At 73.0% G+C, this 24,673-nt stretch carries 24 protein-coding genes and 1 pseudogene; 18 read left to right on the top strand and 7 right to left on the bottom strand.

Features of this window, described 5'->3' with window-relative positions; all coding sequences use genetic code 11:
- The first annotated feature begins 25 nt into the window (after positions 1-25).
- Positions 26-937, top strand: coding sequence for a phosphotransferase family protein (locus tag ACI2L3_RS20425; RefSeq protein WP_404753769.1), 912 nt, complete (start codon positions 26-28; stop codon positions 935-937).
- A gap of 198 nt (positions 938-1,135) precedes the next feature.
- On the opposite strand, the gene ACI2L3_RS20430 is transcribed toward ACI2L3_RS20425, so the two are convergent.
- A complete protein-coding gene (locus ACI2L3_RS20430; RefSeq protein ID WP_404753770.1) occupies positions 1,136-1,897 on the bottom strand; it encodes an NAD(P)H-dependent oxidoreductase in 762 nt (253 codons plus the stop codon).
- Between the two features lie 167 nt (positions 1,898-2,064).
- Between ACI2L3_RS20430 and ACI2L3_RS20435 the strand changes: the two genes are divergently transcribed.
- Positions 2,065-2,253, top strand: coding sequence for a hypothetical protein (locus ACI2L3_RS20435; RefSeq protein WP_404753771.1), 189 nt, complete (start codon positions 2,065-2,067; stop codon positions 2,251-2,253).
- 26 nt (positions 2,254-2,279) lie between these two features.
- Here ACI2L3_RS20435 and ACI2L3_RS20440 read toward each other — a convergent pair whose 3' ends face one another.
- Positions 2,280-2,882: a TetR/AcrR family transcriptional regulator gene (locus tag ACI2L3_RS20440; protein ID WP_404753772.1), complete on the bottom strand. Its 603-nt coding sequence runs from the start codon at positions 2,880-2,882 to the stop codon at positions 2,280-2,282.
- Positions 2,883-2,978: 96 nt separating this feature from the next.
- Between ACI2L3_RS20440 and ACI2L3_RS20445 the strand changes: the two genes are divergently transcribed.
- The 11 genes from ACI2L3_RS20445 (at position 2,979) to ACI2L3_RS20495 (ending at position 15,685) form a co-directional block, all read left to right on the top strand.
- Positions 2,979-3,965: a GNAT family N-acetyltransferase gene (locus ACI2L3_RS20445; RefSeq protein ID WP_404753773.1), complete on the top strand. Its 987-nt coding sequence runs from the start codon at positions 2,979-2,981 to the stop codon at positions 3,963-3,965.
- 117 nt (positions 3,966-4,082) lie between these two features.
- A complete protein-coding gene (locus ACI2L3_RS20450; protein ID WP_404753774.1) occupies positions 4,083-4,916 on the top strand; it encodes a M55 family metallopeptidase in 834 nt (277 codons plus the stop codon).
- The gene (locus ACI2L3_RS20455; protein WP_404753775.1) at positions 4,909-6,300 is read left to right on the top strand and encodes a M20/M25/M40 family metallo-hydrolase; all 1,392 of its coding nucleotides are present in this window, start codon (positions 4,909-4,911) and stop codon (positions 6,298-6,300) included. The genes ACI2L3_RS20450 and ACI2L3_RS20455 overlap by 8 nt, the downstream gene beginning before the upstream one ends.
- Positions 6,301-6,324: 24 nt before the next feature.
- A complete protein-coding gene (locus tag ACI2L3_RS20460) occupies positions 6,325-8,322 on the top strand; it encodes a prolyl oligopeptidase family serine peptidase (RefSeq protein ID WP_404753776.1) in 1,998 nt (665 codons plus the stop codon).
- On the top strand, positions 8,319-9,263 hold the full coding sequence (locus tag ACI2L3_RS20465; protein ID WP_404753777.1) for an LD-carboxypeptidase: 945 nt from the start codon (positions 8,319-8,321) through the stop codon (positions 9,261-9,263). Before ACI2L3_RS20460 ends, ACI2L3_RS20465 begins: the two co-directional genes overlap by 4 nt.
- Positions 9,264-9,466: 203 nt before the next feature.
- Positions 9,467-11,233 carry a CocE/NonD family hydrolase gene (locus ACI2L3_RS20470; RefSeq protein WP_404753778.1) on the top strand — a complete coding sequence of 589 codons (1,767 nt, stop codon included), beginning with the start codon at positions 9,467-9,469 and terminating at the stop codon, positions 11,231-11,233.
- Positions 11,234-11,353: 120 nt separating this feature from the next.
- On the top strand, positions 11,354-11,602 hold the full coding sequence (locus ACI2L3_RS20475) for a DUF1049 domain-containing protein (protein ID WP_404753779.1): 249 nt from the start codon (positions 11,354-11,356) through the stop codon (positions 11,600-11,602).
- Between the two features lie 9 nt (positions 11,603-11,611).
- On the top strand, positions 11,612-12,151 hold the full coding sequence (locus ACI2L3_RS20480; protein WP_404753780.1) for a GNAT family N-acetyltransferase: 540 nt from the start codon (positions 11,612-11,614) through the stop codon (positions 12,149-12,151).
- 92 nt (positions 12,152-12,243) lie between these two features.
- Positions 12,244-13,140 carry an arginase family protein gene (locus tag ACI2L3_RS20485; protein ID WP_404753781.1) on the top strand — a complete coding sequence of 299 codons (897 nt, stop codon included), beginning with the start codon at positions 12,244-12,246 and terminating at the stop codon, positions 13,138-13,140.
- Positions 13,141-13,221: 81 nt separating this feature from the next.
- The gene (locus ACI2L3_RS20490; protein WP_404753782.1) at positions 13,222-15,198 is read left to right on the top strand and encodes a DUF5107 domain-containing protein; all 1,977 of its coding nucleotides are present in this window, start codon (positions 13,222-13,224) and stop codon (positions 15,196-15,198) included.
- Between the two features lie 97 nt (positions 15,199-15,295).
- On the top strand, positions 15,296-15,685 hold the full coding sequence (locus tag ACI2L3_RS20495; protein WP_404753783.1) for a VOC family protein: 390 nt from the start codon (positions 15,296-15,298) through the stop codon (positions 15,683-15,685).
- A gap of 14 nt (positions 15,686-15,699) precedes the next feature.
- Here the strand turns inward: ACI2L3_RS20495 and ACI2L3_RS20500 are convergent, their stop codons facing one another.
- On the bottom strand, positions 15,700-16,056 hold the full coding sequence (locus ACI2L3_RS20500) for a VOC family protein (protein WP_404753784.1): 357 nt from the start codon (positions 16,054-16,056) through the stop codon (positions 15,700-15,702).
- Positions 16,057-16,197: 141 nt separating this feature from the next.
- On the bottom strand, positions 16,198-16,275 hold the full coding sequence (locus tag ACI2L3_RS20505; RefSeq protein ID WP_370443954.1) for a 50S ribosomal protein bL37: 78 nt from the start codon (positions 16,273-16,275) through the stop codon (positions 16,198-16,200).
- Between the two features lie 148 nt (positions 16,276-16,423).
- On the opposite strand from ACI2L3_RS20505, the gene ACI2L3_RS20510 reads away from it, so the two are divergent.
- Entirely contained in the window at positions 16,424-16,930 is a 507-nt protein-coding gene (locus ACI2L3_RS20510) for a phage holin family protein (protein WP_404753785.1), read from the top strand.
- Between the two features lie 22 nt (positions 16,931-16,952).
- Here the strand turns inward: ACI2L3_RS20510 and ACI2L3_RS20515 are convergent, their stop codons facing one another.
- Both ACI2L3_RS20515 and ACI2L3_RS20520 read right to left on the bottom strand, forming a co-directional pair.
- Positions 16,953-18,050 carry an enolase C-terminal domain-like protein gene (locus ACI2L3_RS20515; protein WP_404753786.1) on the bottom strand — a complete coding sequence of 366 codons (1,098 nt, stop codon included), beginning with the start codon at positions 18,048-18,050 and terminating at the stop codon, positions 16,953-16,955.
- Positions 18,051-18,123: 73 nt separating this feature from the next.
- The gene (locus tag ACI2L3_RS20520) at positions 18,124-19,116 is read right to left on the bottom strand and encodes a TIGR03557 family F420-dependent LLM class oxidoreductase (protein WP_404753787.1); all 993 of its coding nucleotides are present in this window, start codon (positions 19,114-19,116) and stop codon (positions 18,124-18,126) included.
- Positions 19,117-19,370: 254 nt separating this feature from the next.
- Here ACI2L3_RS20520 and ACI2L3_RS20525 point away from each other — a divergent pair.
- Both ACI2L3_RS20525 and ACI2L3_RS20530 read left to right on the top strand, forming a co-directional pair.
- A pseudogene (locus ACI2L3_RS20525) lies at positions 19,371-20,312 on the top strand (NAD(P)/FAD-dependent oxidoreductase); the annotation flags it as partial.
- A 127-nt stretch (positions 20,313-20,439) separates the two neighbouring features.
- On the top strand, positions 20,440-22,293 hold the full coding sequence (locus ACI2L3_RS20530) for a transketolase (protein WP_404753788.1): 1,854 nt from the start codon (positions 20,440-20,442) through the stop codon (positions 22,291-22,293).
- Positions 22,294-22,331: 38 nt separating this feature from the next.
- Here ACI2L3_RS20530 and ACI2L3_RS20535 read toward each other — a convergent pair whose 3' ends face one another.
- Positions 22,332-22,916 carry a hypothetical protein gene (locus ACI2L3_RS20535; protein WP_404753789.1) on the bottom strand — a complete coding sequence of 195 codons (585 nt, stop codon included), beginning with the start codon at positions 22,914-22,916 and terminating at the stop codon, positions 22,332-22,334.
- 259 nt (positions 22,917-23,175) lie between these two features.
- Here ACI2L3_RS20535 and ligD point away from each other — a divergent pair, with 259 nt between their 5' ends.
- Together ligD and ACI2L3_RS20545 are read left to right on the top strand one after the other, a co-directional pair.
- Complete coding sequence (gene ligD / locus ACI2L3_RS20540) at positions 23,176-24,147, top strand: non-homologous end-joining DNA ligase (protein ID WP_404753790.1); 972 nt, start codon at positions 23,176-23,178, stop codon at positions 24,145-24,147.
- 78 nt (positions 24,148-24,225) lie between these two features.
- On the top strand, positions 24,226-24,618 hold the full coding sequence (locus ACI2L3_RS20545) for a gas vesicle protein (RefSeq protein WP_404753791.1): 393 nt from the start codon (positions 24,226-24,228) through the stop codon (positions 24,616-24,618).
- Positions 24,619-24,673 lie beyond the last annotated feature (55 nt).

The following is a 24,673-nucleotide window of genomic DNA, read 5'->3' on the forward strand; positions in this document are numbered from 1 at the left end:
TCTCCGCCCGTTGACGCTGGCTTGGGTGAACCGGCACCTGGCTGTCGGCGAACGGATCGTCCGCGTCGAGGCGTTGCACGGCGGCATCACCGCCGAAATACGGAGACTGACCATCGGCACGCGGGACGGAAGCACCCACGATCTGGTGCTGCGGTCCTTCGTCGACCCGTACTACATGGAGCGCGCCGAGGACTCGCTGGACAGGGAGGCCGGCGCCCTGACCCTGCTCACGGGGACCGGCGTACCGGCCCCTGGACTGGTCGCGGTCGATCCGGCCGCCGCGCACTGCGAGTATCCGACGCTCCTCATGACACATCTGGCGGGCCGTACCGTCCTCACCGACGAGGGGCTGGAGACACGCGTCCCACTGCTGGCCCGCCAACTCGTGGCGATCCACGCGCTGCGCCCCGCCGAACGGCCCCGGAAATACGAGGCGCTGACGACCGCCGAGACCGTCGTGGTGCCGAAGGGCGCCGACGCGGCGGCATGGGCCGCGGCGCTCGATGTGATCCGTAAGCCCGCGCCGCCCTACGAAGGGCGCTTCCTGCACCGGGACTTCCAGCCCGGCAACGTGCTGTTCGACGCGGTGCCCTCGGGGCCGGCAGGCACTCGCATCACCGGCGTCGTCGACTGGGCGGCGACCTCCTGGGGCCCGGCGGACCTCGATGTGGCGCACTGCTCCACCAATCTCGCGCTGCTGCACGGCCCGGCGTGGGGTCTGCGCTTCACCGAGGCGTACGAGGAGGCCGGCGGCGTGCTGGCCGCGGCCGCGAGCGAGCGGCTGTACTGGCAGGTACGGGACGGGCTGGCGGCTTCGGAAGAAGTCGGGGTGCTGGCACGGCTCTGGCAGGAGGCGGGGAGACCCGAGCTGACGACGTCGGTGGTGGAGGGGCGGCTGGATGCCTATGTCACTGCCGTGCTGGACGCGCTGGGCTGAGCCGCGGCGGCCCGGGACCGTCCGACGTCCCGGACCGCCGGCGTGGGGTGTGTCAGGACGGGAGGGCGGGTTCCCGGGCGGGCATCGGGCCCGCGCAGAGGGCCGGAGTCCGTCATGGCACGACTGTACTGGCGACGGGTATACCGGCACCCGATGGCACGAGCCGGGTCCGTCCGGCCCGCCCGCCCGTACGCGGGCTCAACGGTGCACGCCCACCCCGGACGTGCCCGGCGCGAACTCCGGCCGCAGCACCAGGTCCTCGTCGTAGGCGCCGCCTGCCTCGGGGCGGTAGGGCAGCGGAGCCGTGGTGTGCAGGGTGCGCAGGCGCTCGCGGAGTTCCGCCGCGCCGTGCGCGTAGCCGGCGGCCGTGAGGCGGTCGGCGCCGTACACGACGAACGGCGGGAGCGCGGCCATGCCCGTGTACCAGAACGTGCCGTGCAGCAAGGGGAACAGCACCTGTTCCAGCTGGCCGTGGATGCCGCGCGGGCCGAAGCCGGAGTCGCGGGCGCCGACCGACGTGACGACGAGCGCGCGCTTTCCGGCCAGGCCGCCGTCCCCGTACCGCAGGGTCCGGCCGTCGGGGCCCTTGATGCCGAAGCCGAAGCCCTGGACGAGCACGCGGTCGAACCAGCCCTTGAGGATCGCGGGCGGCCCGAACCACCAGAGCGGGAACTGGAAGACGAGCGTGTCCGCCCAGGCGATCTTCTCCTGCTCGCGGACGATGTCCTCGCTCAATGTCCGTTCCGTGTACGCGCGTTCCTGCTCGGCGCCCACGAACAGCCGCTCGCGCGACGCGCCCCCGAAGTCGTCGGCGTCCACCACCGCCTTCCAGCCCATGCCGTACAGATCCGACGTGCGGTGCTCATGGCCGAGGGACTCCAGTGTGCGCAGCCCCTCGGCCAGCAGGGAGCCGCCCAGCGAGCGCCGCTCAGGATGTGCGAATACCCAGAGAATCTTCATGCCTTCGATCCTGTGCTGCCGTCTCCGCCCGCAACGACTGGCCAGGTGGCCATGGTGCGCAGGGATCTAGCCATCTGGTCACCTCGGGAACTCGATGCCGATCTCGTCCGACTCCTGAAGCGGTGCGGTCCGGCCGGTCCGCGCCTTCTCGCGATTCGGGAGCGGTGATGGCTGAGCGGCGCCAACGGCGGAGATTCGTGCCACCGCCCGCGCTCTGCGGGTTCCTCGTGCTGATGGTGCTGGTCTTCGCCGCGTCGTACGCCGTGGGGAGGGCGGTCGGGCCGGGCACGCCCGGCGACAAGGGCGGCGGCGGTGGTGGTGCGGGCGGTACGCACAGTCACAGTGGAGGCCACTGACAGGTGCTGTCCGGCCCCGGACGCCGTCAGGCGCCCGTCGCCGCCGCCATCGACGCCAGGAAGTCGTCGAGCAGCGCGGTCTGCGACTCCGCGGTGAACCCGGCGGGGTCGAAGAGGGCCTGGACGACCAGGCCGTGGGTGAAGGCCACGGCCGTCGCGGTGAGTCGCTCCGGGTCGGCGGTCGCGGGCAGCTCGCCGAGCTCGCGGGCGGCTTCGAGGTGCGGGCGGATCGTCGCGCGCAGCCGCTCGTAGCGGCCGGCCTGTTCCGCGGCCAGCTCGTCGTCGGCGAGGGAGAGATCCCAGGAGCCGACCCAGACGCGGTTGCGGGCGGTGTCGCCCGGGGTGAGCGGCAGGATGTCCAGGAGTATGGCGCGCACGGTGGCGAGGCCCGCCGCGGGACGCGGCCTGCGCGGCCGCTCGGCGGTGCGCTTCTCCAGCAGGTCGAGGGCGTGCACCAGCAGGGCCCGTTTGGTCGGGAAGTAGTGCATGAGCATGCCGGTCGATACGCCCATCGCGGCGGCGACCGCGCGCAGCGTCAGACCGCCGAACCCCTTGTCGGCGAGGACCCGCCACACCGCCTCCGAGACGTCCTCGCGGCGGGCTTCACGGTCTCCGGGTGCGGGCGGCATGCTGCTACCTTACGTACCGAACACTTGTTACGCACCCAGCGGGCCCACCTACCGGCCCACACCGCGCCCCACCCCACCAGGAGAGCGAGACCGCCCGTGTTCACTCTGCCGCTCGGCGACCAGGCCCAGCTCCGCCCGCTGGAGCCCTGGCAGGCACCGGAGTTCCTCGCCCACATCGACCGGGCGAGGCCCACCGTCGACCCGTGGATACCCTGGGCGACCTTCAGCACCGACCTCGACTCCGCCACGGCCACCCTCCAGCGCTACGCCGACCGGCTCGCCGCGGACGGCGGCCGCATCTACGGCATCTGGCTGGACGGCACCCTCGTCGGCGGCGTCATGTTCACCCGCTTCGACGCCGACACCGGGGTGTGCGAGATCGGCTGCTGGCTGGAGCGGACCGCGGAGGGGCGCGGCCTGGTGACCCGGGCCTGCCGGGAGCTGATCGACTGGGCGTTCCGCGAGCGCGGGATGAGCAGGGTCGAGTGGTGGGCGGGGGCGGGCAACACCCGCAGCACCGAGGCCGCGCGGCGGCTCGGCATGACCCGCGAAGGCGTGCTGCGCCGGCGCTACCCGTACCGGGGAGAGCGCCAGGACAGTGAGGTCTGGTCGGTCCTGCGCGAGGAGTGGCCGCCCACCGGGGAGACGTCCGGCTCCGGCGTCCAGGCCGAACTCGACCGGCTGATGGACGTGTTCATCGGCGCCTTCACCAACACCGGGGGCCGCGTGCCGGATCTCGACGTCATCCGTGACGTCTTCATCCCGCAGGGAAGGATCATCGCGAACGTCGGGGACGAACCGAGGATCTACGACGTGGACGCGTTCATCGAACCCCGGCAGAAGATGCTCACCGACGGGACGCTGACGGAGTTCTCGGAGTGGGAGGTCTCCGCGCGCACGGAGATCTTCGGCTCGGTCGCCCACCGGTTCAGCGGCTACCGCAAGTCCGGCTACCACCACGGCGAGTGGTTCGAGGGCTCGGGGCACAAGACGACGCAGTACCTCAGGACCCCGGCGGGCTGGCGGATGTCCTCCCTCGCCTGGGACGATGCGCCCGCCACCGGCGGCGCACAGCGGAGCTGAAGGGTCGAACAGCCGGTCCCCACCCCCTCGCACTCGCGCCGCGCGCCTGATGGCAGTGTGAGCCGTATGGCACTGTGAGCTGTTTGGTGCTCCGAGCCGAGGGGAGGGGAGAGGGTTATGAAGATCCTCATCAGCGCCGACATGGAGGGCGCCACCGGCGTGACCTGGCCGGCCGACGTGCTGCCCGGGACCCCGCAGTGGGAGCGGTGCCGGGCGATGTTCACCTCGGACGTCAACGCCGCCGTGCTCGGTTTCTTCGACGGCGGCGCCGACGAGGTGCTCATCAACGAAGCGCACTGGACCATGCGCAATCTGCTCCTGGAGGAGCTGGACGACCGCGCGGAGATGCTCACCGGGCGGCACAAGTCGCTCTCCATGGTGGAGGGCGTGCAGCACGACGACGTGGACGGCATCGCGTTCGTCGGCTACCACGCGGGCGCCGGCATGGAGGGCGTCCTCGCCCACACCTACCTCGCCAACCAGATCACCGGCGTCTGGGTCAACGGCGTCCGGGCCAGCGAGGGACTGCTCAACTCGCACGTCGTCGCCGAGTACGGCGTCCCCGTCGTACTCGTCACCGGCGACGACCTGGCCTGCGAGGACGCCCTCGGCTACGCGCCCGGCGCGCTCAAGGTCGCCGTCAAGGACCACGTCTCGCGGTACGCGGCGGTCTGCCGCACACCGGCCCGCACCGCTGCCGACATCCGCGCCGCCGCGAAGGAGGCGGCCACCCTCGCCGTACGCCACGAGCCGGTCGTCGGCGGTCCTTTCACCGTGGAGGTCGAGTTCGACGCCGAGCACCTCTCCATGGCGTCGACCGTGGTGCCGGGCGTGCGCCGTACGGGGGAGCGCAAGGTCGCGTACGACAGCGAGACGATGTACGAGGGGATCCGTACCTTCAAGGCGGTTACGACGATCGCCTCTGCCGCCGTGGAGGAGCAGTATGGCTAGTCAGCAGCTGGTGCAGGAGCAGGATCAGGAGTCGACGTCCGGGGATCGGGAGCGGGAGCCCGGGGACCACGTGGACGCGCGGGCCCTCGACGAAGTCGTGACGTTCACCTCCGAGCTCATCCGCATCGACACCACCAACCGGGGCGGCGGTGACTGCCGCGAGCGGCCCGCCGCCGAGTACGCCGCCGAGCGCCTCGCCGACGCGGGCCTGGAGCCGGTCCTCCTGGAGCGCACCCCGGGCCGCACGAACGTCGTCGCCCGCATCGAGGGCACCGACCCGGGCGCCGACGCGCTGCTCGTCCACGGCCACCTGGACGTGGTGCCCGCCGAGGCCGCCGACTGGAGCGTCGACCCGTTCTCCGGGGAGATCCGCGACGGCGTCGTGTGGGGCCGGGGCGCCATCGACATGAAGAACATGGACGCGATGATCCTGTCCGTGGTCAGGATGTGGGCCCGCGCCGGGGTGCGGCCCCGCCGCGACCTCGTGATCGCCTTCACCGCCGACGAGGAGGCCAGCGCCGCCGACGGCTCCGGCTTCCTCACCGAGCAGCACGCCGCGCTCTTCGAGGGCTGCACGGAAGGCATCAGCGAGTCGGGCGCCTTCACCTTCCACGACGGCCGGGGCAACCAGATCTACCCCATCGCGGCGGGCGAGCGCGGCACCGGCTGGCTCAAGCTCACCGCGCGCGGCAAGGCGGGTCACGGCTCCAAGGTCAACCACGCCAACGCGGTGAGCAGGCTGGCCGGTGCGATCACCCGCATCGGCGAGCACCGCTGGCCGGTCCGGCTCACCCCGACCGTGCGCGCCTCCCTCGTCGAACTGGCCACGCTCTACGGCCTGGAGACCGACCCCGAGGCGCCCGGCTACGACGTGGACGCCTTCCTGGAGAAGCTCGGCCCGACCGCCGACCTCGTCGCCCCGACGGTCCGCAACAGCGCCAACCCGACGATGCTGCAGTCGGGTTACAAGGTCAATGTGATCCCTGGTGAGGCAGTGGCGTACGTCGACGGCCGCTTTCTGCCCGGCGGCGAGGAAGAGTTCCGCCGCACGCTTGACCGGCTCACCGGCCCTGACGTCGACTGGGAGTTCCACCACCGCGAGGTGGCGCTGCAGGCGCCGGTCGACTCGCCGACGTACGCGCGCATGCGGGCGGCCGTCGAGGAGTTCGCGCCGGAGGGCCACGTGGTGCCGTACTGCATGTCGGGCGGCACGGACGCCAAGCAGTTCTCGCGACTCGGCATCACCGGCTACGGCTTCTCGCCGCTGAGGACACCGGAGGGCTTCGACTACCAGGCGTTGTTCCACGGAGTGGACGAGTGCGTCCCCGTCGACGCGCTGCACTTCGGCGTCCGCGTCCTTGACCGCTTTCTGCGGACGGCCTAGCGAAAAATGGGGGAAGAGAAGGACATGACGCAGACCCGGCCGTACGGATCATGGCCGTCGCCGATCGACGCCGAGCTCGCCGCCGCCCACGACGGCGCTCCGGGGTTCGTGGGGTTCGTCGGCGCCGAGACCTGGTGGACCGAGCCACGGCCCACGGAGGCGGGCAGGCGCGCGCTGGTGCGGCGGCTGCCCGACGGCGAGGAGCGCACGGTGCTGCCCGCGCCGTGGAACGTGCGCAGCCGCGTCGTCGAGTACGGCGGCCGCCCCTGGACCGGCACCGAACGCCCCGACGGGCCCCTGGTGGTCTTCGTCGACTTCGCCGACCAGCGCCTCTACGCGTACGAGCCCGACGCCCCCGGCGCCGAACCGAGACCCCTGACCCCGGTCTCGGACACCGGCGGCGGGCTGCGCTGGGCCGACCCGGTGCTCCACACGGACCGGAACGAAGTCTGGTGCGTCCTTGAGGAGTTCACCGGCGACGCGCCCACCGACGTGCGGCGCGTCATCGCGGCGGTGCCGCTCGACGGTTCGGCGGCCGGGGACCGGGGCGCCGTGCGCGAGCTGTCCGACGGCAGGCACCGGTTCGTCACCGGGCCCCGCCTGTCGCCCGACGGGACCCACGCCGCCTGGATCGCGTGGGACCACCCCCGCATGCCGTGGGACGGCACGGAGCTGACGCTCGCCGACGTGCGCGACGACGGCACCTTCGGCGCGGCGCGGACCTTCGCGGGCGGCCCCGACGAGTCGGTCGCGCAGGTCGAATGGGCCCACGACGGACGGCTGCTGTTCTCCAGCGACCGCACCGGCTGGTGGAACCTGTACCGGGCCGACCCCGACGCCGCCGGCACCCCCGCCCGCATCCGGCCGCTCTGCCCCCGCGAGGAGGAGTTCGCGGGACCCCTGTGGCAGATCGGCCTGAACTGGTTCGCCCCGCTGGAGAGCGGGCTGATCGCCGTCGTGCACGGCAAGGGCGCCACCACGCTCGGCATACTCGACCCCGAGACGGGCGAGGTCGTCGGCGCGGCGGGCCCCTGGACGGAGTGGACGGCGACCGTCGCCGCGCACGGCTCGCGCGTGGCGGGCGTCGCCGCCAGCCCGCGCAGCGCGTACGAAGTGGTGGAACTGGACACCTGTACCGGCCACGCCCGCGTCGTCGGCGCCGCCCACGACGACCCCGTGGACCCCACGTACTACCCGGAACCGCAGATCCGCACCTTCTACGGCCCGGCGGGACGCGAGATCCACGCGCACATCTACCCGCCGCACCACCCCGGCCACACCGCGCCCGACGACGAGCTGCCGCCCTACGTGGTCTGGGCGCACGGCGGCCCCACCAGCCGCTCGCCCCTCGTGCTCGACCTGGCCATCGCCTACTTCACCTCGCGCGGCATCGGCGTCGCCGAGGTCAACTACGGCGGCTCCACGGGATACGGGCGCGCCTACCGGAACCGGCTGCGCGAGCAGTGGGGCATCACCGACGTCGAGGACTGCGCGGCCGTCGCCCTCGGCCTCGCCGACGAGGGCACCGCCGACCGGGCCCGGCTCGCGATCCGCGGCGGCAGCGCGGGCGGCTGGACCGCCGCCGTCTCCCTGACCAGTACGGACGTCTACGCCTGCGGAACGATCAGCTACCCCGTGCTCGACCTCGCCGCGTTCGCGTCGGGGGAGACCCACGACTTCGAATCGCGGTACCTGGAGTCCCTCGTCGGCCGGCTCGACGAGGTCCCCGCGCGGTACGCGGAGCGCTCGCCGGTGCTGCACGCCGAGCTGATCACCGCACCGTTCCTGCTGCTCCAGGGCCTCGACGACGTGGTGTGCCCGCCCGCCCAGTCCGAGCGGTTCCTCGCCAGGATGGAGGGCCGCGGCGTTCCGCACGCCTACATCGCCTTCGAGGGCGAGGGGCACGGATTCCGCCGCGCCGACACCATGGTCCGCGCGCTGGAGGCCGAACTCTCCCTGTACGCGCAGGTGTTCAGGATCGACCTCGCGGGCCGCGTGCCCACCCTGGAGCTCGCCAAGTGAGACCTCTCGTCCGGCCCGCCCGCCTCACCCCCGGCGCGCGGGTCGCCGTCGTCGCGCCGAGCGGCCCCGTCCCCGACGACCAGCTCGAAGCGGGCCTCGACATCCTGCGCGGCTGGGACCTGGACCCCGTGGTCATGCCCCATGTGCGCGCCCGTCACCCGGAGTTCTGGTATCTGGCGGGGGCGGACGCCGACCGCGCCCGCGACCTGGAGCAGGCCTGGTGCGACCCGTCCGTGGCGGCCGTGTTCTGCGCCCGCGGCGGGTACGGCGCCCAGCGGATGGTGGACCTCGTCGACTGGGCGGCGCTGCGGGAGGCGACCCGGGCCGCCGGGCCCAAGGTGTTCCTCGGCTACAGCGACACCACCGCGCTGCACGAGGCCTTCGCCACGCGGCTCGGCGTCGCCACCCTGCACGGGCCGATGACCGCCACGACCGGCTTCCTCAAACACGCGCGGGCCCAGGAACACCTGCGGACGACGCTCTTCGCGCCCGAGGAGACGCGGGTGATCCGGGCCGGGACCCCGCACGCGGCGGCCCTGGCCGGCGGCCGGGCCCGGGGCGTCACGCTGGGCGGCTGTGTGTCGCTGCTCGCCGCCGACCTCGGCACGCCGGACGCGCGGGCCTCCGCACGCGGTGGCCTGCTCTTCATCGAGGACACCGGCGAGGAGGCGTACCGCCTGGACCGGATCCTCACCCAGCTCCTGCGCGCCCGCTGGCTGGACGGTGTCGCGGGGATCGCGCTCGGCTCGTGGGAGGGGTGCGGGATCAGTGACGAGCTGCGGGCGCTCTTCGCGGACCGGCTCGGCGGGCTCGGCGTGCCGGTGGCCGAGGAGTTCGGGTTCGGGCACTGCGAGGGGGCGCTGACGGTGCCGTTCGGGGTGGCGGGCGAACTGGACGCGGACGCGGGGACGTTGACGCTGGACGAGCCCGCGCTGATCTGACACGGGCGCGGCCGCGGGGGAGAGCGGCGGCCTCGACGTCCCTAGGTGTCCGTGCGCCGGAATCTCCATGCACCGGAATCTCCGTGCAGAAAGCGCTGTCACAAGCGTTGACGTTTACATGACACGTGTCACAGCATGGCTCGGGCCGGTGCTTACCGGCCGGTAGTCGCCGGTCGTCGGCCGTCCTCAGCGTGGAGGTCCCCTTGTCCCGTCGCCGTGCCCTGACCCTCGCCACCGCGGCGGCGCTCGCCGCGCCGCTCGCGCTCGCCGCCCCCGCCCCGGCGGGCGCCGCGGGCCAGTACACCGTCACCGCGCTGAAGTTCACCGTCCAGGCGGGCGGCAGGAGCTGCACGGTCGACGCCGACCTGTACCGGCCCGCCGGCGTCGACGCCGCGCACCCCGCGCCGGCCGTGGTCACCACCAACGGCTTCGGCGGCAGCAAGTCCGACGGGACCGCCGCCACCGGCAAGGCCTTCGCCGAGCGCGGCTACGTCTCGCTCGTCTACTCCGGCCTCGGCTTCGGCAAGTCGGGGTGCCTGATCTCGCTGGACGACCCGGAGATCGACGGCAGGGCGGCGTCCGGGCTCATCGACTTCCTCGGCGGGAAGCGGGCCGCAGACGACGGCACGAAGGCCGACTACGTGACCTCCGACGGCGAGGGCGACCCGCGCGTCGGCATGATCGGCGGCTCCTACGGCGGGGCCGTACAGCTGGCGACCGCCGCCGTGGACCACCGGGTCGACGCGCTCGTCCCGATGATCACCTGGAACGACCTCGCGTACTCCCTCGACCCGAACAACGCGGCCGACCGGAGCGTCCCCGGCGCCGCCAAGTGGCAGTGGATGAACGGCTTCTACCTCATCGGCGAGGGCCAGCCCCTGCTCGTCCCCAGCCTCGACCCCTCCCGCATCAACCGCCTCGACTGCCTGCACTTCGTCACGAAGGCCTGCGAGACGATCCGCACCCTCAACTCCGGCCGCTACCCGGCCGACAAAACCGAAGCGCTCCAGAAGTTCGCGCGCGGGGTCTCCCCGGTCTCGTACCTGCACAAGGTGAAGGCGCCGACGCTCCTCGTGCAGGGCCAGGCCGACAGCCTCTTCAACCTCAACGAGGCCGAAGCGACGTACCGGACGCTCAAGAAGCAGGGCACCACGGCCAAGATGATCTGGCAGTCCTGGGGGCACAGCGGCGGCACCACCGACCCCGCGTCCGGCGAACTCAACCTGGAGCAGGGCAACTTGGAGACGTCGTACGTCGGCAAGCGCATCCTCGCCTGGTTCGACCGCTACCTCCATCAGGAGAAGGATGTCGACACCGGGCCCGCCTTCGCCTACTACCGCGACTGGATCGCCGATCCGGACAACACCTACGCGACCGCCTCCGACGTCCCCTCGCTCAGCGGCAAGCTCTACCTCTCCGGCGACGGCAAGCTCGTCGACAACCGGCGGAAGGTGGCCCGCGGCAGCCGCGAGTACCGCAACTGGCTGATCCCCACGAGCCATTCGGAGTCCTCGCTCGCAGGCATGATCGGGCTGCCCGACCCCGCACCGCACGACACCAAGGGCACCTACCTCGACTGGACGACCGAGCCGCTCACCGAGGCCGTGGACGTCGTCGGCGCGCCCAAGGCGACCCTGAAGGTCGTCTCGCCGAAGACGGAGCGCGTGCAGCACTCCGGGGACGCCGCCGACAAGCTCGTCCTCTTCGCCAAGCTGTACGACGTCGCGCCCGACGGCAAGAAGACCCTCGTCCACCGCCTCGTCGCGCCGGTGCGCGTGCCGGACGTCACGAAGCCGTTCACCGTGTCGCTGCCCGGCATCGTGCACCGTTACGAGAAGGGCCACCGGTTGCAGTTCGTGGTGGCGGCGAGCGACGGTGCGTACGGCGGCAACAGGGGTGTCAAGCCGGTGACCGTGACCAGCGCCCCGGGGGACACCGGCGTCCTCGACCTGCCGGTCGTCCGCCACTGACGTCACCCGTACGGCCCACCGCCCCACCCCGGAGGCACCCCACCGCGCGCGCTCCGCTCCCCGGCTGCCCATGCTGGGGGCGGGGGAGGCCGGCGTACCTCCGACGGAAGGGTCCACACCATGAGCCCCAACACCTCCACGGGCGGCTCCAAGGGCGGCGGCCCGGGCGGCGGGCTGATGACGCCCGGCAGGGTGACCGTCGCCGCGCTCGCCGTCCTCACCCTCGTCTTCATCTTCGAGAACACCCGCAGCACCAAGATCCGCCTCCTCGTCCCCGAAGTGACCATGCCCCTGTGGACGGCCCTGCTCGGCACGGGCATCATCGGCGCCCTGTGCGGGGCGTACTTCATGCGGCGGCGCCGCGGGTAGCGTGAGCGGATGTCCGATCATGCCTCCCCGCTCGCCGAAGGCCCGCGCGTGGCCATCCGCCGCATCACCCTCGCGGACGGCCCCGAATTCACCGCACGGGCACGGGAGAGCCAAGAGCTGCACCGCCCCTGGCTGTTCCCGCCCCGCACGGACGACACCTACCGCGAGTACGTCCGCCCGCTCGGCGAGGACCCGGCCAGGGCCGGGTTCCTCGTGTGCGACCGGGACAGCGGCGGCATCGGCGGGTTCATCAACATCAACAACATCGTCCGCGGCGCCTTCCGCAGCGGCGCCCTCGGATACGGCGCCTTCGCGCACGCGGCCGGGCGGGGCCTGATGAGCGAGGGGCTCGGACTCGTCCTGAGGCACGCCTTCGGCGAACTCGGACTGCACCGCCTGGAGGCCAACATCCAGCCCGGCAACGCCCCTTCGATCGCGCTGGTCCGCCGCGCCGGATTCCGGCTCGAGGGCTTCTCGCCGGACTTCCTCTTCATCGACGGGGCCTGGCGCGACCACGAACGCTGGGCCATCACCGCCGAGATGGCGTGAAGCACGCATTCGAGCCACGCCGCGACCGTCGAAAACACCTGGGGCAACGGCAGTGTTGAAAGCGCCGGGCCACGTCGCCGAGGATGGGCGGCATGCGGAATATCGTGGTCGTCGACGCCCCCTCCAACCTGGGCCTGCGCCCGCCCGCCCCCGGCACCGTGCCCGGCTGCCACAAACTGGCCGGCGCCCTGCGGGAGCGCGGGCTCCTGCGCCGCCTCGCCGCCTTCGAGGGCGGCGTCGTGGTGCCGCCCCGCTACGACCGCGGGGACTGGCAGGAGGGCGACGGCGTCTTCCACGCGGAGGCCATCGCCTCCTACACCCGCAAGCTCGCCGACCGCATCGAACACCACGTGCGCGCCGAGGACTTCGTCGTCGTCCTCGGCGGGGACTGCTCCATCCAGCTGGGCGCCACGCTGGCGCTGCGCCGCATCGGGCGGTACGGACTCGCGGCCCTCGACGGCTCCGCCGACTTCCGGCACCCCGGCAACTCCGACCGGATCGGCGCCGCGGCCGGCGAGGAGCTCGCCCTCGCGACGGGCCGAGGACAGGACGACCTCACCGACCTGGAAGGGCTGCGGCCCTACCTGCGCGACGAGGACGTATGCCTCTTCGGGCTGCGCGACGGGGACGAGGACCGCGCCGAGTTCACCACCCTGGAGATCACCAACGCCACCGTCGGCGAGCTCAGGAAGTGGGGCGCCGAGAACATCGCCCGGGCCGTGGCCCAGACCCTGGAAGTCCCCGAACTCGACGGGTTCTGGGTCCACCTGGACGCCGACATCCTCGACCCGTCGGTGATGCCGGCCGTCGACAGCCCCGACCCCGGCGGCCTGTTCGCCGACGAACTCCTCGAACTGCTGCGGCCGTTCGTCACCTCGCACCGCTGCGTCGGACTCAACGTCACCATCTACGACCCCGACCTCGACCCGGACGGCAAGGCGGGCGACCTGCTCACCGACGTGATCGTGGCCGCCCTCAACCCGTCCTGACCGCCGGAGGGACGTGCCCGGCGGCCTCCGCGCGATTCCGGCCCGGAAGGCCTCTGGCCGCCGCCCTGCCGACCGTGTTCCATGGTGATCGTGAAGACCACCGTGCGACGCGACGTACTGACCCTGCCCGCCGCCGCGCCGGGGCCCGAGAACCCCCTGCCGCCCCTGCTGCACCTGCGCCGGGCACACACCCTCGACGAGCGCGCCAAGGAAGGCCTGCCGCGCGACATGGTGCGGCAACTCGGGTACGAACAGCCGAGTTCGCCGCTGCCCACCCGGATCCTGGACGGGTACGGCCGCGAGCGCACCGAGACACCGCTCGACGTGCTCGTCGTCGAGAACGACCGGCTGCGCGCCACCGTCCTGCCCGGGTACGGCGGCCGCGTCCACTCGCTCCTGCACAAGCCGACCGGACGCGAACTCCTCTACCGCAACCCGGTGTTGCAGCCCGCCGCCTTCGCCCTCAACGGCGCCTGGTTCTCCGGCGGCATCGAGTGGAACATCGGCGCCACCGGCCACACCACCCTGTCCTGCGCCCCCGTGCACGCGGCCCGCGTGCGGGCACCCGACGGCGGCGAGATGCTGCGCCTGTGGGAGTGGGAGCGGCTGCGCGACCTGCCGTTCCAGGTGGACCTGTGGCTGCCGGAGGGGTCCGACTTCCTCCACGTCGGCGTCCGCGTCCGCAACCCGCACGAGCGGCCCGCGCTCGTCTACTGGTGGTCGAACATCGCGGTGCCCGAGGAGCGCCGGGTCCTCGCCCCCGCCGACGAGGCGTGGCGCTTCGCGTACCCGGGCGGGCTGCGCAAGGTGCCGGTGCCGGAGTCCGACGGGGCCGACCGGACGTACCCGCTGCGCAGCGAGTACCCCGCCGACTACTTCTTCGACGTGCCGGACGGGGAGCGGCGGTGGATCGCCGCGCTCGACGACACCGGGCACGGACTCGTCCAGACCTCCACGGACCTGCCGCGCGGCCGCAAGCTCTTCCTCTGGGGCACGGGCACCGGTGGACGGCGCTGGCAGGAGTGGCTCACCGAACCCGGCACCGGCGGCTACGCGGAGATCCAGTCGGGCCTCGCCCGCACCCAGCTGGAACACGTACGCCTCGACGCGGAGTCCGAGATCGGCTGGCTGGAGTCGTACGGGCCGCTGTCCGCGGCCGCCGACCGGGTGCACGGCGACTGGGCGGGCGCGCGGGACGAGGTCGCCGCGCGGCTCGGCGAGGCACTGCCGCGCGAGGCGGTCGACGCGGCCCACGAGGCGTGGCTGACCCGCGCCGACACCGAGCCCGGCGAAGTGCTCGCCGTCGGCTCCGGCTGGGGCGCCCTCGAAGTGCTGCGGGCCGGCCACAAGCTGCCCGGCACACCCTTCGCCGAGTCGACGCTCGGCCCCGAGCAGGAGCCATGGCTCGAGCTCCTGCACTCGGGCGCCGTCCCCGAGCCGCGCAAGGTCGCACCGCCCGGCCCCACGCCGGTCGCGCCGCACTGGCGGGACATGCTGGAGACCGCGCCCGCGCGGCCGCACACCGAGTACCACCTGGGCATCGCGCAGTGGCACGCGGGCGACCGGGCCCAGGCCGTCCGCAGCTGGGAGCGCGGCCTCGAACTGGCCCCGTCCCGCTGGCCGTTGCTGCGCTGCCTCGCCGTCGCCGACCATGCGGAGGGCAACACGGAGCGGGCCGCCGACCGGTACGCGGCGGCCTTCGACGACCTCTGCCAGGAGCGCCGCGACGACGGCCCCGTCTGGACGGCGGCCACCGCCGCCCTCGGCCGGGAGGCGATCACCGCGCTCCTCGCCGCGGACCGCGCGGAAGCGGCCCGCACGGTCTGGGACCGCCTGTACGAAGCAACCCGCGCCGAAGGCCGCTTCCGGCTCCTGGAAGCCCAACTCCGCCACGCCGAGGGCGACATGGCGGGCGTGCGCGCCATCTTCGAGGCCGGCTTCGAGGCGGCGGACCTCCGGGAGGGTGCGGAGACGCTGGGCGAGCTGTGGGCGGCGGCGACGGGCGAGGAGATTCCGGAGCGGTACGACTTCCGGATGCGCCCCGACCACACTCCGTAGGCCCCGCCGCCTGCCCCGGGACCGGTCAGGAATGGAGAAGCACCCGCGCCGTCGGCCCCTCTAGCGTGAGGGTCACCGACTTTGAGGGAGAGGTCCCATGCCGCTTCAGATGAACGCCGTCATGCTCGGCGTCGAGGACATGAACCGTGCCAGGAAGTTCTACGTGGAGGGCCTCGGCTGTACCACCGACCAGGACCTCCCCGGCTTCGTCAGACTGAGTCTGGGAGGGGAGTCCCCGATGCTCGCGCTCTACGAATGGAAGGCTGCGGCCGACGACGCCGGCGTGCCCCCGGAGGGGGCCGGGTTCCGGGGTGTCTCGCTCCACTTCATCACCGACGCCAGGGACGAGGTGGACAAGACCGTACAGGCCGCACGGGCCGCAGGCGCCACCGTGGTCAAGGAGCCCGCGGCCACCCAATGGGGCGGCTACTACGCGTACTTCAGCGATCCGGACGGCCACCTCTGGAAAGTCACCACGGCCGCCTGACGGGGGACGGCGGTTCAGCCTCCGATGACGCGGCGGTCCGCGTACTCGAAGACGGAGCCGTCCGGGTGCATCGCGATGAGGTTGCGGCCCGCCGGGGTCGGGACCGGGCCGGCGACGACCCGCGCGCCGGAGGCGTTCAGGACCATGTACGCCTCGTCGACGTCCTCGACCGCGATGGTCGCCGCGACCTTGCGGAGCACCTCGAGCTCCTGCTCCGGACCGCTCATCAGCAGGAAGCAGCCGATCGCCGCGACGGAGACGCCGCCGCGCTCGAAGCGCATGGCCTTGCCGCCCGCGAGTCGTTCGTAGAACGCGACCGAGGACTCCAGGTCCTCGACGCAGATCCGCAGCGTGGTTCCCAGGATCTCCATGGCCCGAACGATTTCATGATTGCCCGTTCGCCCGCCACCGCCTCCGCGGAGAAGAATCCCCGGCACCCTTTCGTGCCGCCCTCCGCACACGCCGGAGGGCGGCACCGTGCGGTGCCGCCCTCCGTTCGCCGTGCGCCGTCCTCAGGACTGGGGACGGCTGCCGTGGTTCGCGCCGTTCTTGCGGCGGGCCTTCTTCTTGCGGCGGCGCTTCGAGGACATGGATACCTCCGTGGTTCCGTTGGTGCTTCCCGGGTGCGAATCCGGACGATCACGCGCCGCCTACCCTAGGGGACAACCGGCCATGGTGTGTCCTGCGTCACGCGGGGGCCGCGGGCCATGTTCTCGCGGGAGCGGGTACCCGGCCGCCATGACTGACCCCGATAAACCTCTGACCGGCTCCGACAAACCCCTGACCGGCTCCGACAAGCCGCTGACCGGTCTCGACAAAGGCTTGACCGACGAACTGGTCCGGGCGATCCGCGCCGAACTGCGGGAAGAGCTGCGCGAGCAGACCAGAAAGCAGCGGCGCAAGGCCACGCTGTACGCCGCGTCCGGCGCCGCCGCCCTCTACGCGGGCGCCGCGGCCGCCCTGGCCGTCGGCCTCGTCATCGACCTCGGACTGCCCGACTGGGCGGCCGCCCTCATCGTGGCCGCGCTCCTCGGCGCGGCGGCGTTCCTGCTGCGCAACGCGGCGCGGCCCCGGCACGGCCGGGACGGCGGGACACCCGGCACCGGGGCGCTGCCCGAGCCGGGCGGCGGCGGACTCACCGCCCCCGCCGTCGCGCCGGGCGGCCTCGGCGTGCCCGGCGCCCCGCCCATGCCCCCCACCGCACCGCCCCCGGCCCCGGAGACCCCGCCGCGCCGCACCACCTGAACCTCCGGCTGAAGAGGCGCGCTCACGCGACCCGGAATTCCTCCACCTCTTCCGTGCGCAGCTGCAGCCCGTGTCCGATGCCGCCGTCCGGGCGGACCACGCCGCCGGTCGGGTCGAGTGCTCCGTCGAAGAACATCGACTCGATCCGTACGTGGTCGTGGAACCATTCGATGTGCCGCAGGTTCGGTACGCAGGCCGCAGCCGCCGCATGGGCGTGCGGTGCGCAGTGCGCCGAGACCTCCAGGCCGTGGGCCTGCGCGAGGGCCGCGGCGCGCAGCCACTCCGTGATGCCGCCGCAGCGCGTCGCGTCCACCTGGAGGCAGTCCACGGAGGGCACCATGCGGGCGAAGTACGGGAGGTCGTAGCCGTATCCGCCCGCCGTCACGTCGCACACGAGCGCGTCCCTGACCAGGGAGAGTCCCCGCAGGTCGTCCGAGGAGACCGGCTCCTGGAACCAGCCGACGCCGTGCTCGGCGAGCACCCTGCCCACCCGTATCGCCTGCTTGCGCGTGTAGCCGCCGTTCGCGTCGACGTACAGCTCGGCCTGCGGGCCGATGACGTCGCGTGCGGTGCGGACCCGGGACACGTCGCGGGCGGCCGACCGGCCCCAGGCCTCGCCGACCTTGATCTTGACGCGCGGGATGTGCTGACCGTGCACCCAGCCGTTCAGCTGGGCCGCGAGGTGGGTGTCGTGGTACGTCGTGAAGCCGCCGCTGCCGTAGACGGGAACCTCGTCGCGGGCCGTCCCGAGGAGCCGTACGAGAGGTAATTCGAGGAGGCGGGCCTTCAGGTCCCACAGGGCGATGTCGATCGCCGAGATCGCGCACCCGGCGGCGCCGGGGCGGCCGGTGTTGCGGACGGCCTGGGTCATCGCGTCGTGCGCGGCGGGGATGTCGAGCGCGTCGAGCCCCTTGAGCACGGGGGTGAGCTGCTCGTCCACCAGGGCGGCCACGGAGGCGGGGGCGTAGGTCCAGCCGGTCCCCGTCGCGTCACCCGCCGTGACCTCGACGACGACGATGGTCGTGGTGTCCCAGGCGAAGGTGCCGTCGGCCTCCGGGGCGTCCGCGGGCACGGTGTAGGCGGAGACGACGGGTCGTTCGAGGGGGACTTCGTGCTTCATCGGGCCTGTCCTGAGTCGTGACGTCGGTACGGTGGTCCTTCGCCGGCACCCGGGAGGTGCCGGGCCGCGCAGGTCATCGGCGCGCCCCGTCCCCGGGTGTGGCGGGCGGTGCACTCTGGAGCTGCGGCAGCACCTTCGTGCGGTAGAAGTCGAAGAAGCCGCGCTGGTCCGGGCCCATCTGGCTGACGTACACGCGGTCGAAGCCGGCGTCGGCGTACGCGCTGAGCGCGCCCACGTGTTCGTCGACGTCGTCGCCGCACGTGAAGGAGGCGGCGGCCATCTCGTCGGTGAGCAGCGGGTCCAGCTGCTCGAAGTGGCGTGGCGTCGGCAGGAGCTGGGCCATCTCGCCGGGCAGCAGCTGACTGCCCCACAGCTCGCGCGCCCGGCGGACGGCGGCGTCGCGGTCGGGGCCGTAGCAGACCTTGAGGCCGCCGCTGACCGGCTTGCCGCCGCCACCGCCCTTGCGGTAGCGGGAGACCAGCGTCTCGTCGGGCGTCATCGTGATGAAGCCGTCGCCGATACGGGCGGCGAGCGCCGTCGCCTTGGGGCCGAAGCCCGAGACGTCGATGGGCACGGGCTCGTCGGGCACCGTGTAGAGGCGGGCCTTCTCGACGGTGTAGTGCGTGCCGTGGTGGTTGACCTCCTCGCCGGCGAAGAGGTTCCGCATGATCTGGACGGCTTCCTCCAGCATCTCCAGGCGGATGTGGGCCGGCGGCCAGGGCCCGCCCAGTATGTGTTCGTTGAGCGCCTCGCCCGTGCCGACGCCGAGCCGGAAGCGGCCGCCCGTCAGCACCGCGCTCGTCGCCGCGGCCTGCGCCACGACCGCCGGGTGCATGCGCACGGTCGGGCAGGTCACCGCGGTCTGCACGGGCAGCGACACCGCCTCGGCGAGCGCGCCGATCACCGACCAGACGAACGGGCTCTGCCCCTGTGCCGCGTTCCACGGGTGGTAGTGGTCGGAGATCCACAGGGCCTCGAAGCCGGCCTGCTCGGCCATCCTGGCCTGTTCGACCAGTTCGGCGGGACCGAACTCCTCGGTCGCCAGAAAGTATCCGTACTCGGGCATGGGAGGTGCACCTCCGGTGCGGGGGGTGGAGCTGGGTGAACACCGCTGCGGGTAACCCCTGGGTGCGGGGGGCAAACGGCGCGCGCACGGCGTCCGTCCGGCGGTTTTCCCGCTGTCGTGCGGCGGCTGTCCGGCGTGGTCGCGGCGTCCGTGGCGGGGGTGGACGCCGGGCCCGCGCCGGAGTTTGGCGCCTGCCGCGCAGGGGCACGCGGGGGGTCCGACCGCGCCGGACTCCACCCCTCCGGAGGCGCACCGTGAGCCGACCGCGCATCGTCATCGTCGGAGCCGGGTTCGCCGGCTACCGCACCCTGTCCCGGCCGGCCCGGCACAAGGCGGATGTCACCCTGCTCAACCCGACCGACTACTTCCTGTACCTGCCGCTGCTGCCGCACGTACGCCTCGCGCTCGGGGAGGCCGACGGTGTCGACCTGGAGCGGCGCAGGGTGACGTACACCGACCCCGAGGGGCAGCGCGCCGAGCTGCCGTACGACCGGCTCGTCCTCAGCGTGGGCAGCGTCGACAAGCTGCTCCCGGTGCCGGGCCGGACGGAGCCGGCCGCGGCGGCGCCGGACCCGGAGACCTGCCGGGCCCGCCGCACGTTCGTGGTCGTCGGCGCCGGCTACACCGGGGTCGAACTCGCCGCGCACGGCCGCCCGTTCACCGACGCGCTCGTACGCAAGCAGCCGCTGCGGCAGGGCATCCGCCCCCGCTGGCTGCTGCTCGACATCGCGGACCGCGTCCTGCCCGAACTCGGCCCCCGGCTCTCGGCCACCGCGGACCGCGTGCTGAGGCGGCGCGGCGTGGACGTCCGCACCAGGACCTCCGTCAAAGAGGCCACCTCCGAGGGAGTACTTCTGGACGACGGGGACTCCGTCGACACCCGCACCCTCGTCTGGTGCGTCGGCGTACGGCCCGATCCGCTCGTCGCGGGACTCGGCCGGCCACTGGAGAGGGGACGGCTGCGCGTCGACACGTTACTCCAACTGCCGGGCCACCCCGAGGTGTTCGCCTGCGGCGACGCCGCGGGCGTGCCCGACCTGACCCGGCCGGGCGAGTTCACCCCGATGACCGCGCAGCACGCCTGGCGCCAGGGCGCGGCGGCGGGCCGCAACGTCGCCGCGTCCCTCGGCTCGGGCACCCGCCGCCCCTGCCGCCACCGCGACCTGGGGTCCACCGTGGACCTCGGCGGCGCCCGGCGAGGCGGACTCCAGCGGCACCGACCACGAGCACACCAGGGCGTGTCTTTAGGTGGCCAGGGTGCCGCGCCCACGGGCGAAGGGTGACTCGCCGCCCAAGGACGACCCATGCCCAAGGAGGCCCTTGATGCCGCACGACACCGAGCAACTCATCGCACTCGCCCAGCAGTTGCGCGTCGACTCCGTCCGGGCCTCGGCCGCCGCCGGCTCCGGACACCCCACCTCGTCGATGTCCGCGGCCGACCTGATGGCGGTGCTCATCGGCCGCCACCTCCACTACGACTTCGACCGCCCCGACCATCCCGGCAACGACCGCTTCATCCTCTCCAAGGGCCACGCCTCGCCGCTCCTCTACGCCGCGTACAAGGCGGCCGGGGCGCTCACCGACGACGAACTGCTCACCTTCCGCGAGCGGGGCAGCCGCCTCGAAGGACATCCCACACCGCGCACCCTGCCCTGGGTCGAGGTCGCCACCGGCTCGCTGGGGCAGGGGCTGCCCGTCGGCGTCGGCATGGCCCTGTCCGGCAAGCGCCTCGACCGGATCCCGTACCGCGTCTGGGTGCTGTGCGGCGACAGCGAACTGGCGGAGGGCTCCGTGTGGGAGGCCGCCGAACACGCCGGGTACGAGCACCTCGACAACCTCACCGCGATCGTCGACGTCAACCGTCTCGGCCAGCGCGGCCCGACCCGCCACGAATGGCAACTGGGCGCCTACGCCGTCCGGTTCAAGGCGTTCGGCTGGCACGTCGTCGAGACCGACGGGCACGACGTCGAAGCCGTCGACCGCGCCTTCCAGGAAGCGGGCTCCACCGCCGGACAGCCCACCGTGATCCTCGCCCGCACCGTCAAGGGCAGGGGCGTCGCCGCCGTGGAGGACCGGGAGGGCCTGCACGGCAAGCCGCTGCCGGACGCCGACGCGGCGGTGGAGGAGCTGGGTGGCGTACGCGACGTACGCGTGGAGGTGCGCAGGCCGGCCGCCGCACGGACGATGCACGCGGTACGCAGCGGCCACCTCGAACTGCCCCGCCACACATTGGGCGACGCCGTCGCGACCCGCACCGCCTACGGACAGGCGCTCACCGCGCTCGGCACCGCCCGCGGCGACGTGGTGGCCCTGGACGGCGAGGTCGGCGACTCGACGCGGGCGGAGTACTTCGCCAAGGAACACCCGGAACGGTACTTCGAGTGCTACATCGCCGAACAGCAACTCGTGGCCGTCGCCGTCGGGTTGGCGGCGCGCGGCTGGGTGCCGTACGCGTCGACGTTCGCGGCGTTCCTCACCCGCGCCCACGATTTCGTCCGGATGGCGGCCGTCAGCGGCGCCGGCATCAATCTCGTCGGCTCGCACGCGGGCGTCGCGATCGGCCGGGACGGCCCGTCCCAGATGGGCCTGGAGGACCTGGCCCTCTTCCGCGCCGTGCACGGCTCCACGGTCCTGTACCCGTGCGACGCCCACCAGACGGGGCAGCTCGTCGCCGAGATGGCCGGACTCGACGGAATCCGCTACCTGCGTACGTCCCGTGGGGACACGCCCGTCATCTACGGGCCCGACGAGAAGTTCCCGGTCGGCGGCTCCAAGGTGCTGCGCTCCAGCGACGCGGACCGGCTGACCGTGGTGGCGGCGGGGGTCACCGTCCACGAGGCGCTGGCCGCGGCGGACGCGCTCGACCGCGAGGGCATCCCCGTACGCGTCGTCGACCTCTACTCCGTCAAGCCCGTCGACCGCCGTGCCCTGCGCGAGGCGGCGGAGCGCACCGGCTGCCTGCTGACCGTCGAGGACCACCGGGAACAGGGCGGCCTCGGCGACGCGGTCCTCGACGCGTTCACCGACGGCAGGCCGGTGCCGCGCCTGGTCCGGCTCGCGGTGCGGACGATGCCGGGCTCGGCGTCACCGGCGGAACAGCTGCACGCCGCGGGCATCGACGCGGAGTCGATCGTGGCGGCGGCGAGGCTGCTGGTGGAGCGGGCCGTGGTGCGGTGAGGCGGTGGTGCGGTGAGGCGGCGGTCCGGTGCGGGCGGTCAGCGGTGCCGGGCCGCCCTGAACCAGGCGTTGGCGGCCGGGCGGAACATCAGCGCCGTAGCCGTGAGCGCGGCGGCCAGGTGCAGCACGCGTCCGGCACCGAACAGAACATCCACGGCCCCCGCCTCCGCGACGGCCTCGCCGAGCGCCCGCAGGCCGGTCGGCCACGGGGTCGGCCCGGCCGCCAGTGACAGCGTGCCGAGCGCCCCGAGCACAGCGGTCAGCGCCCAGCGCGTCCAGCGGGCGCCGCGGCGCATCCGCACCGCGACCAGCACGGCCGCCGCGAACACCGCCATGCGGAGCGGGAGGCCGCCGGGGTCCCCGGCCGCCCCTGACGACTCCCGCACGACGCCGAGCACCGTCTCGAAGACGCCCGCGGCGGCCGCGGTGAGCCACAGCGCGAAGGCCGCTGAGACGGCGGCGGGCGCCGGGGGCCCTTCGGTGCCGGGCAACAGGCGGCCGAGGATGCCGGGTTCGGGGGAGCGGGGCCGGGGGCGGGGGACGCGGGGCAGGACGGTGCCGTCCGGCGGAGCGGCGCCGCGCGCCACGTCGGCGCCGTGCTTCAGGTCGGAGCTGTGTTCCATGTGGCGGGCCTCACGGGAGCGGGACGGCTGGTCAGTACCTCGGTATCTCGGCACCTCGGTATCTCGGCATCACCGATCCTTCCTGCCGGGACGCCGCCCGGCACGCCCGCCGGCCCCCGGCTTCCAGGTGGTGCCAGCCACCCTCCCGACCAGGGTGAACACCACCGTGTCGGTGCGGCCGGGGGCGACTACCGGGCCTGACGCTGGGTACCCGCCGGGTCACGTCGCACCTGGCGCGAACCGAGCCGAAGGGACCCCCATGAACGACGTACGGACGGTGCGGGCCGGCCGCCGCACCGTAGAGCTGCACCGGCCGCAGAAGGTCCTCTTCCCCAGCCCCGACGGCAAGGACGAGGGCAAGGGGAAGCGCGGCGGAAGCGACGCGGGGGACCACGGCGGCACCGGCCACACGAAGGCGGACCTCTTCGACTACTACCGGGCCGTCGCCCCCTTCATGCTGCCCCACCTGCGCGACCGGCCGCTGATGCTGGAGCGCCACCCGGACGGCGTCGACGGCCCCCAGTTCATGCAGAAGGACACCCCGGACCACTATCCGGACTGGATCACCCGCGCCGAGGTGGCCAAGGAGGGCGGCACCGTCACCCACACCGTGTGCGACGACACGGCGACCCTCCTCTTCCTGGCCGACCAGGCCTGCGTCACCCTGCATCGCTGGCTCTCGCGCACGTCCCGGATCGACCGTCCGGACCGGATCGTCTTCGATCTGGATCCCTCCGGGGACGACTTCGGCGCGGTGCGCGACGCCGCCCGCCTCCTCGGCGAACTGCTCGACCACATGAGCCTGCCGTCCGCCCTGATGACGACGGGCTCGCGCGGGCTGCACGTCGTCGTGCCGGTCAACGGCCACCACGACTTCGACGACGCGCGCGCCTTCGCCAAGGACGTCGCCGACACCCTCGCCGAGGCCCACCCCGAGCGGCTCACCACGGCGGCCCGCAAGAAGGACCGGGGCGACCGGCTCTATCTCGACGTGCAGCGCAACGGGTACGCGCAGACGGCCGTGGCGCCGTTCTCGGTGCGGGCCGAGCCCGGGGCGCCGGTGGCCGTGCCCATCGCCTGGGAGCAGCTCGACGACCCCGCGGTGCACGCCCGCAGCTGGACCATCGACAACGCGGTGGAGCAGGCCCGCACCGACCCGTGGGCCGGTGTCCTGCGCTCGGGCCGCGCGCTCGGCCCCGCGCGCCGCAAGCTGCGCGCGCTGCGCGGCTGACCGCCCCGGCGCCCGGCCGGGCACGGAGCGATCACGTTTGGCCAAGGCTCATCGGGTAACCCGGTGAAGGAGGTGAACATGGCCAATACGACACGTAAGACGCCGGAGAACACAGACAGCAAGACATCAGGCGAAAAGCCGCCGGAGTCCAAGGCCCCGGAGACCAAGTCCAAGGCGGCGGACGACGAGAAGGAGTCGCTCCCCGGCCCCATGGCGGTTCTCCGCCAGGCCAGGGAACAGCTCGCCGAGCTGACCGGCATGACACCCGAATCGGTGTCGTCCTTCGAACGCACCGAAGACGGCTGGCTGTTGGAGGTCGAGGTCCTCGAACTCTCCCGTGTCCCCGACACGATGAGTCTCCTCGCCAGCTACGAGGTGCAGCTGGACCCGCAGGGCGAGCTGACGGGCTACCGACGGCTCCGCCGTTACGAGCGCGGACGTTCGGAACCCCGCGGCACCGGCGGCCGCTGACCGTGAGAACCAACCGGACGGAACGACGACCGGAGAAGAGCAAGCCAAGCCGAGA

The organism is Streptomyces sp. NPDC029674 (assembly GCF_044903205.1).
Taxonomy (GTDB): Bacteria; Actinomycetota; Actinomycetes; order Streptomycetales; family Streptomycetaceae; genus Streptomyces.

Excerpts from the sequence above, each read along its gene's own strand:
- ACI2L3_RS20430 (WP_404753770.1), bottom strand. The coding sequence starts at position 1,897 with ATGAAGATTCTCTGGGTATTCGCACATCCTGAGCGGCGCTCGCTGGGC.
- ACI2L3_RS20435 (WP_404753771.1), top strand. The coding sequence starts at position 2,065 with ATGGCTGAGCGGCGCCAACGGCGGAGATTCGTGCCACCGCCCGCGCTC.
- ACI2L3_RS20440 (WP_404753772.1), bottom strand. The coding sequence starts at position 2,882 with ATGCCGCCCGCACCCGGAGACCGTGAAGCCCGCCGCGAGGACGTCTCG.
- ACI2L3_RS20450 (WP_404753774.1), top strand. The coding sequence starts at position 4,083 with ATGAAGATCCTCATCAGCGCCGACATGGAGGGCGCCACCGGCGTGACC.
- ACI2L3_RS20455 (WP_404753775.1), top strand. The coding sequence starts at position 4,909 with ATGGCTAGTCAGCAGCTGGTGCAGGAGCAGGATCAGGAGTCGACGTCC.
- ACI2L3_RS20460 (WP_404753776.1), top strand. The coding sequence starts at position 6,325 with ATGACGCAGACCCGGCCGTACGGATCATGGCCGTCGCCGATCGACGCC.
- ACI2L3_RS20475 (WP_404753779.1), top strand. The coding sequence starts at position 11,354 with ATGAGCCCCAACACCTCCACGGGCGGCTCCAAGGGCGGCGGCCCGGGC.
- ACI2L3_RS20480 (WP_404753780.1), top strand. The coding sequence starts at position 11,612 with ATGTCCGATCATGCCTCCCCGCTCGCCGAAGGCCCGCGCGTGGCCATC.
- ACI2L3_RS20485 (WP_404753781.1), top strand. The coding sequence starts at position 12,244 with ATGCGGAATATCGTGGTCGTCGACGCCCCCTCCAACCTGGGCCTGCGC.
- ACI2L3_RS20490 (WP_404753782.1), top strand. The coding sequence starts at position 13,222 with ATGGTGATCGTGAAGACCACCGTGCGACGCGACGTACTGACCCTGCCC.
- ACI2L3_RS20495 (WP_404753783.1), top strand. The coding sequence starts at position 15,296 with ATGCCGCTTCAGATGAACGCCGTCATGCTCGGCGTCGAGGACATGAAC.
- ACI2L3_RS20500 (WP_404753784.1), bottom strand. The coding sequence starts at position 16,056 with ATGGAGATCCTGGGAACCACGCTGCGGATCTGCGTCGAGGACCTGGAG.
- ACI2L3_RS20505 (WP_370443954.1), bottom strand. The coding sequence starts at position 16,275 with ATGTCCTCGAAGCGCCGCCGCAAGAAGAAGGCCCGCCGCAAGAACGGC.
- ACI2L3_RS20510 (WP_404753785.1), top strand. The coding sequence starts at position 16,424 with ATGACTGACCCCGATAAACCTCTGACCGGCTCCGACAAACCCCTGACC.
- ACI2L3_RS20515 (WP_404753786.1), bottom strand. The coding sequence starts at position 18,050 with ATGAAGCACGAAGTCCCCCTCGAACGACCCGTCGTCTCCGCCTACACC.
- ACI2L3_RS20520 (WP_404753787.1), bottom strand. The coding sequence starts at position 19,116 with ATGCCCGAGTACGGATACTTTCTGGCGACCGAGGAGTTCGGTCCCGCC.
- ACI2L3_RS20530 (WP_404753788.1), top strand. The coding sequence starts at position 20,440 with ATGCCGCACGACACCGAGCAACTCATCGCACTCGCCCAGCAGTTGCGC.
- ACI2L3_RS20535 (WP_404753789.1), bottom strand. The coding sequence starts at position 22,916 with ATGGAACACAGCTCCGACCTGAAGCACGGCGCCGACGTGGCGCGCGGC.
- ligD (WP_404753790.1), top strand. The coding sequence starts at position 23,176 with ATGAACGACGTACGGACGGTGCGGGCCGGCCGCCGCACCGTAGAGCTG.
- ACI2L3_RS20545 (WP_404753791.1), top strand. The coding sequence starts at position 24,226 with ATGGCCAATACGACACGTAAGACGCCGGAGAACACAGACAGCAAGACA.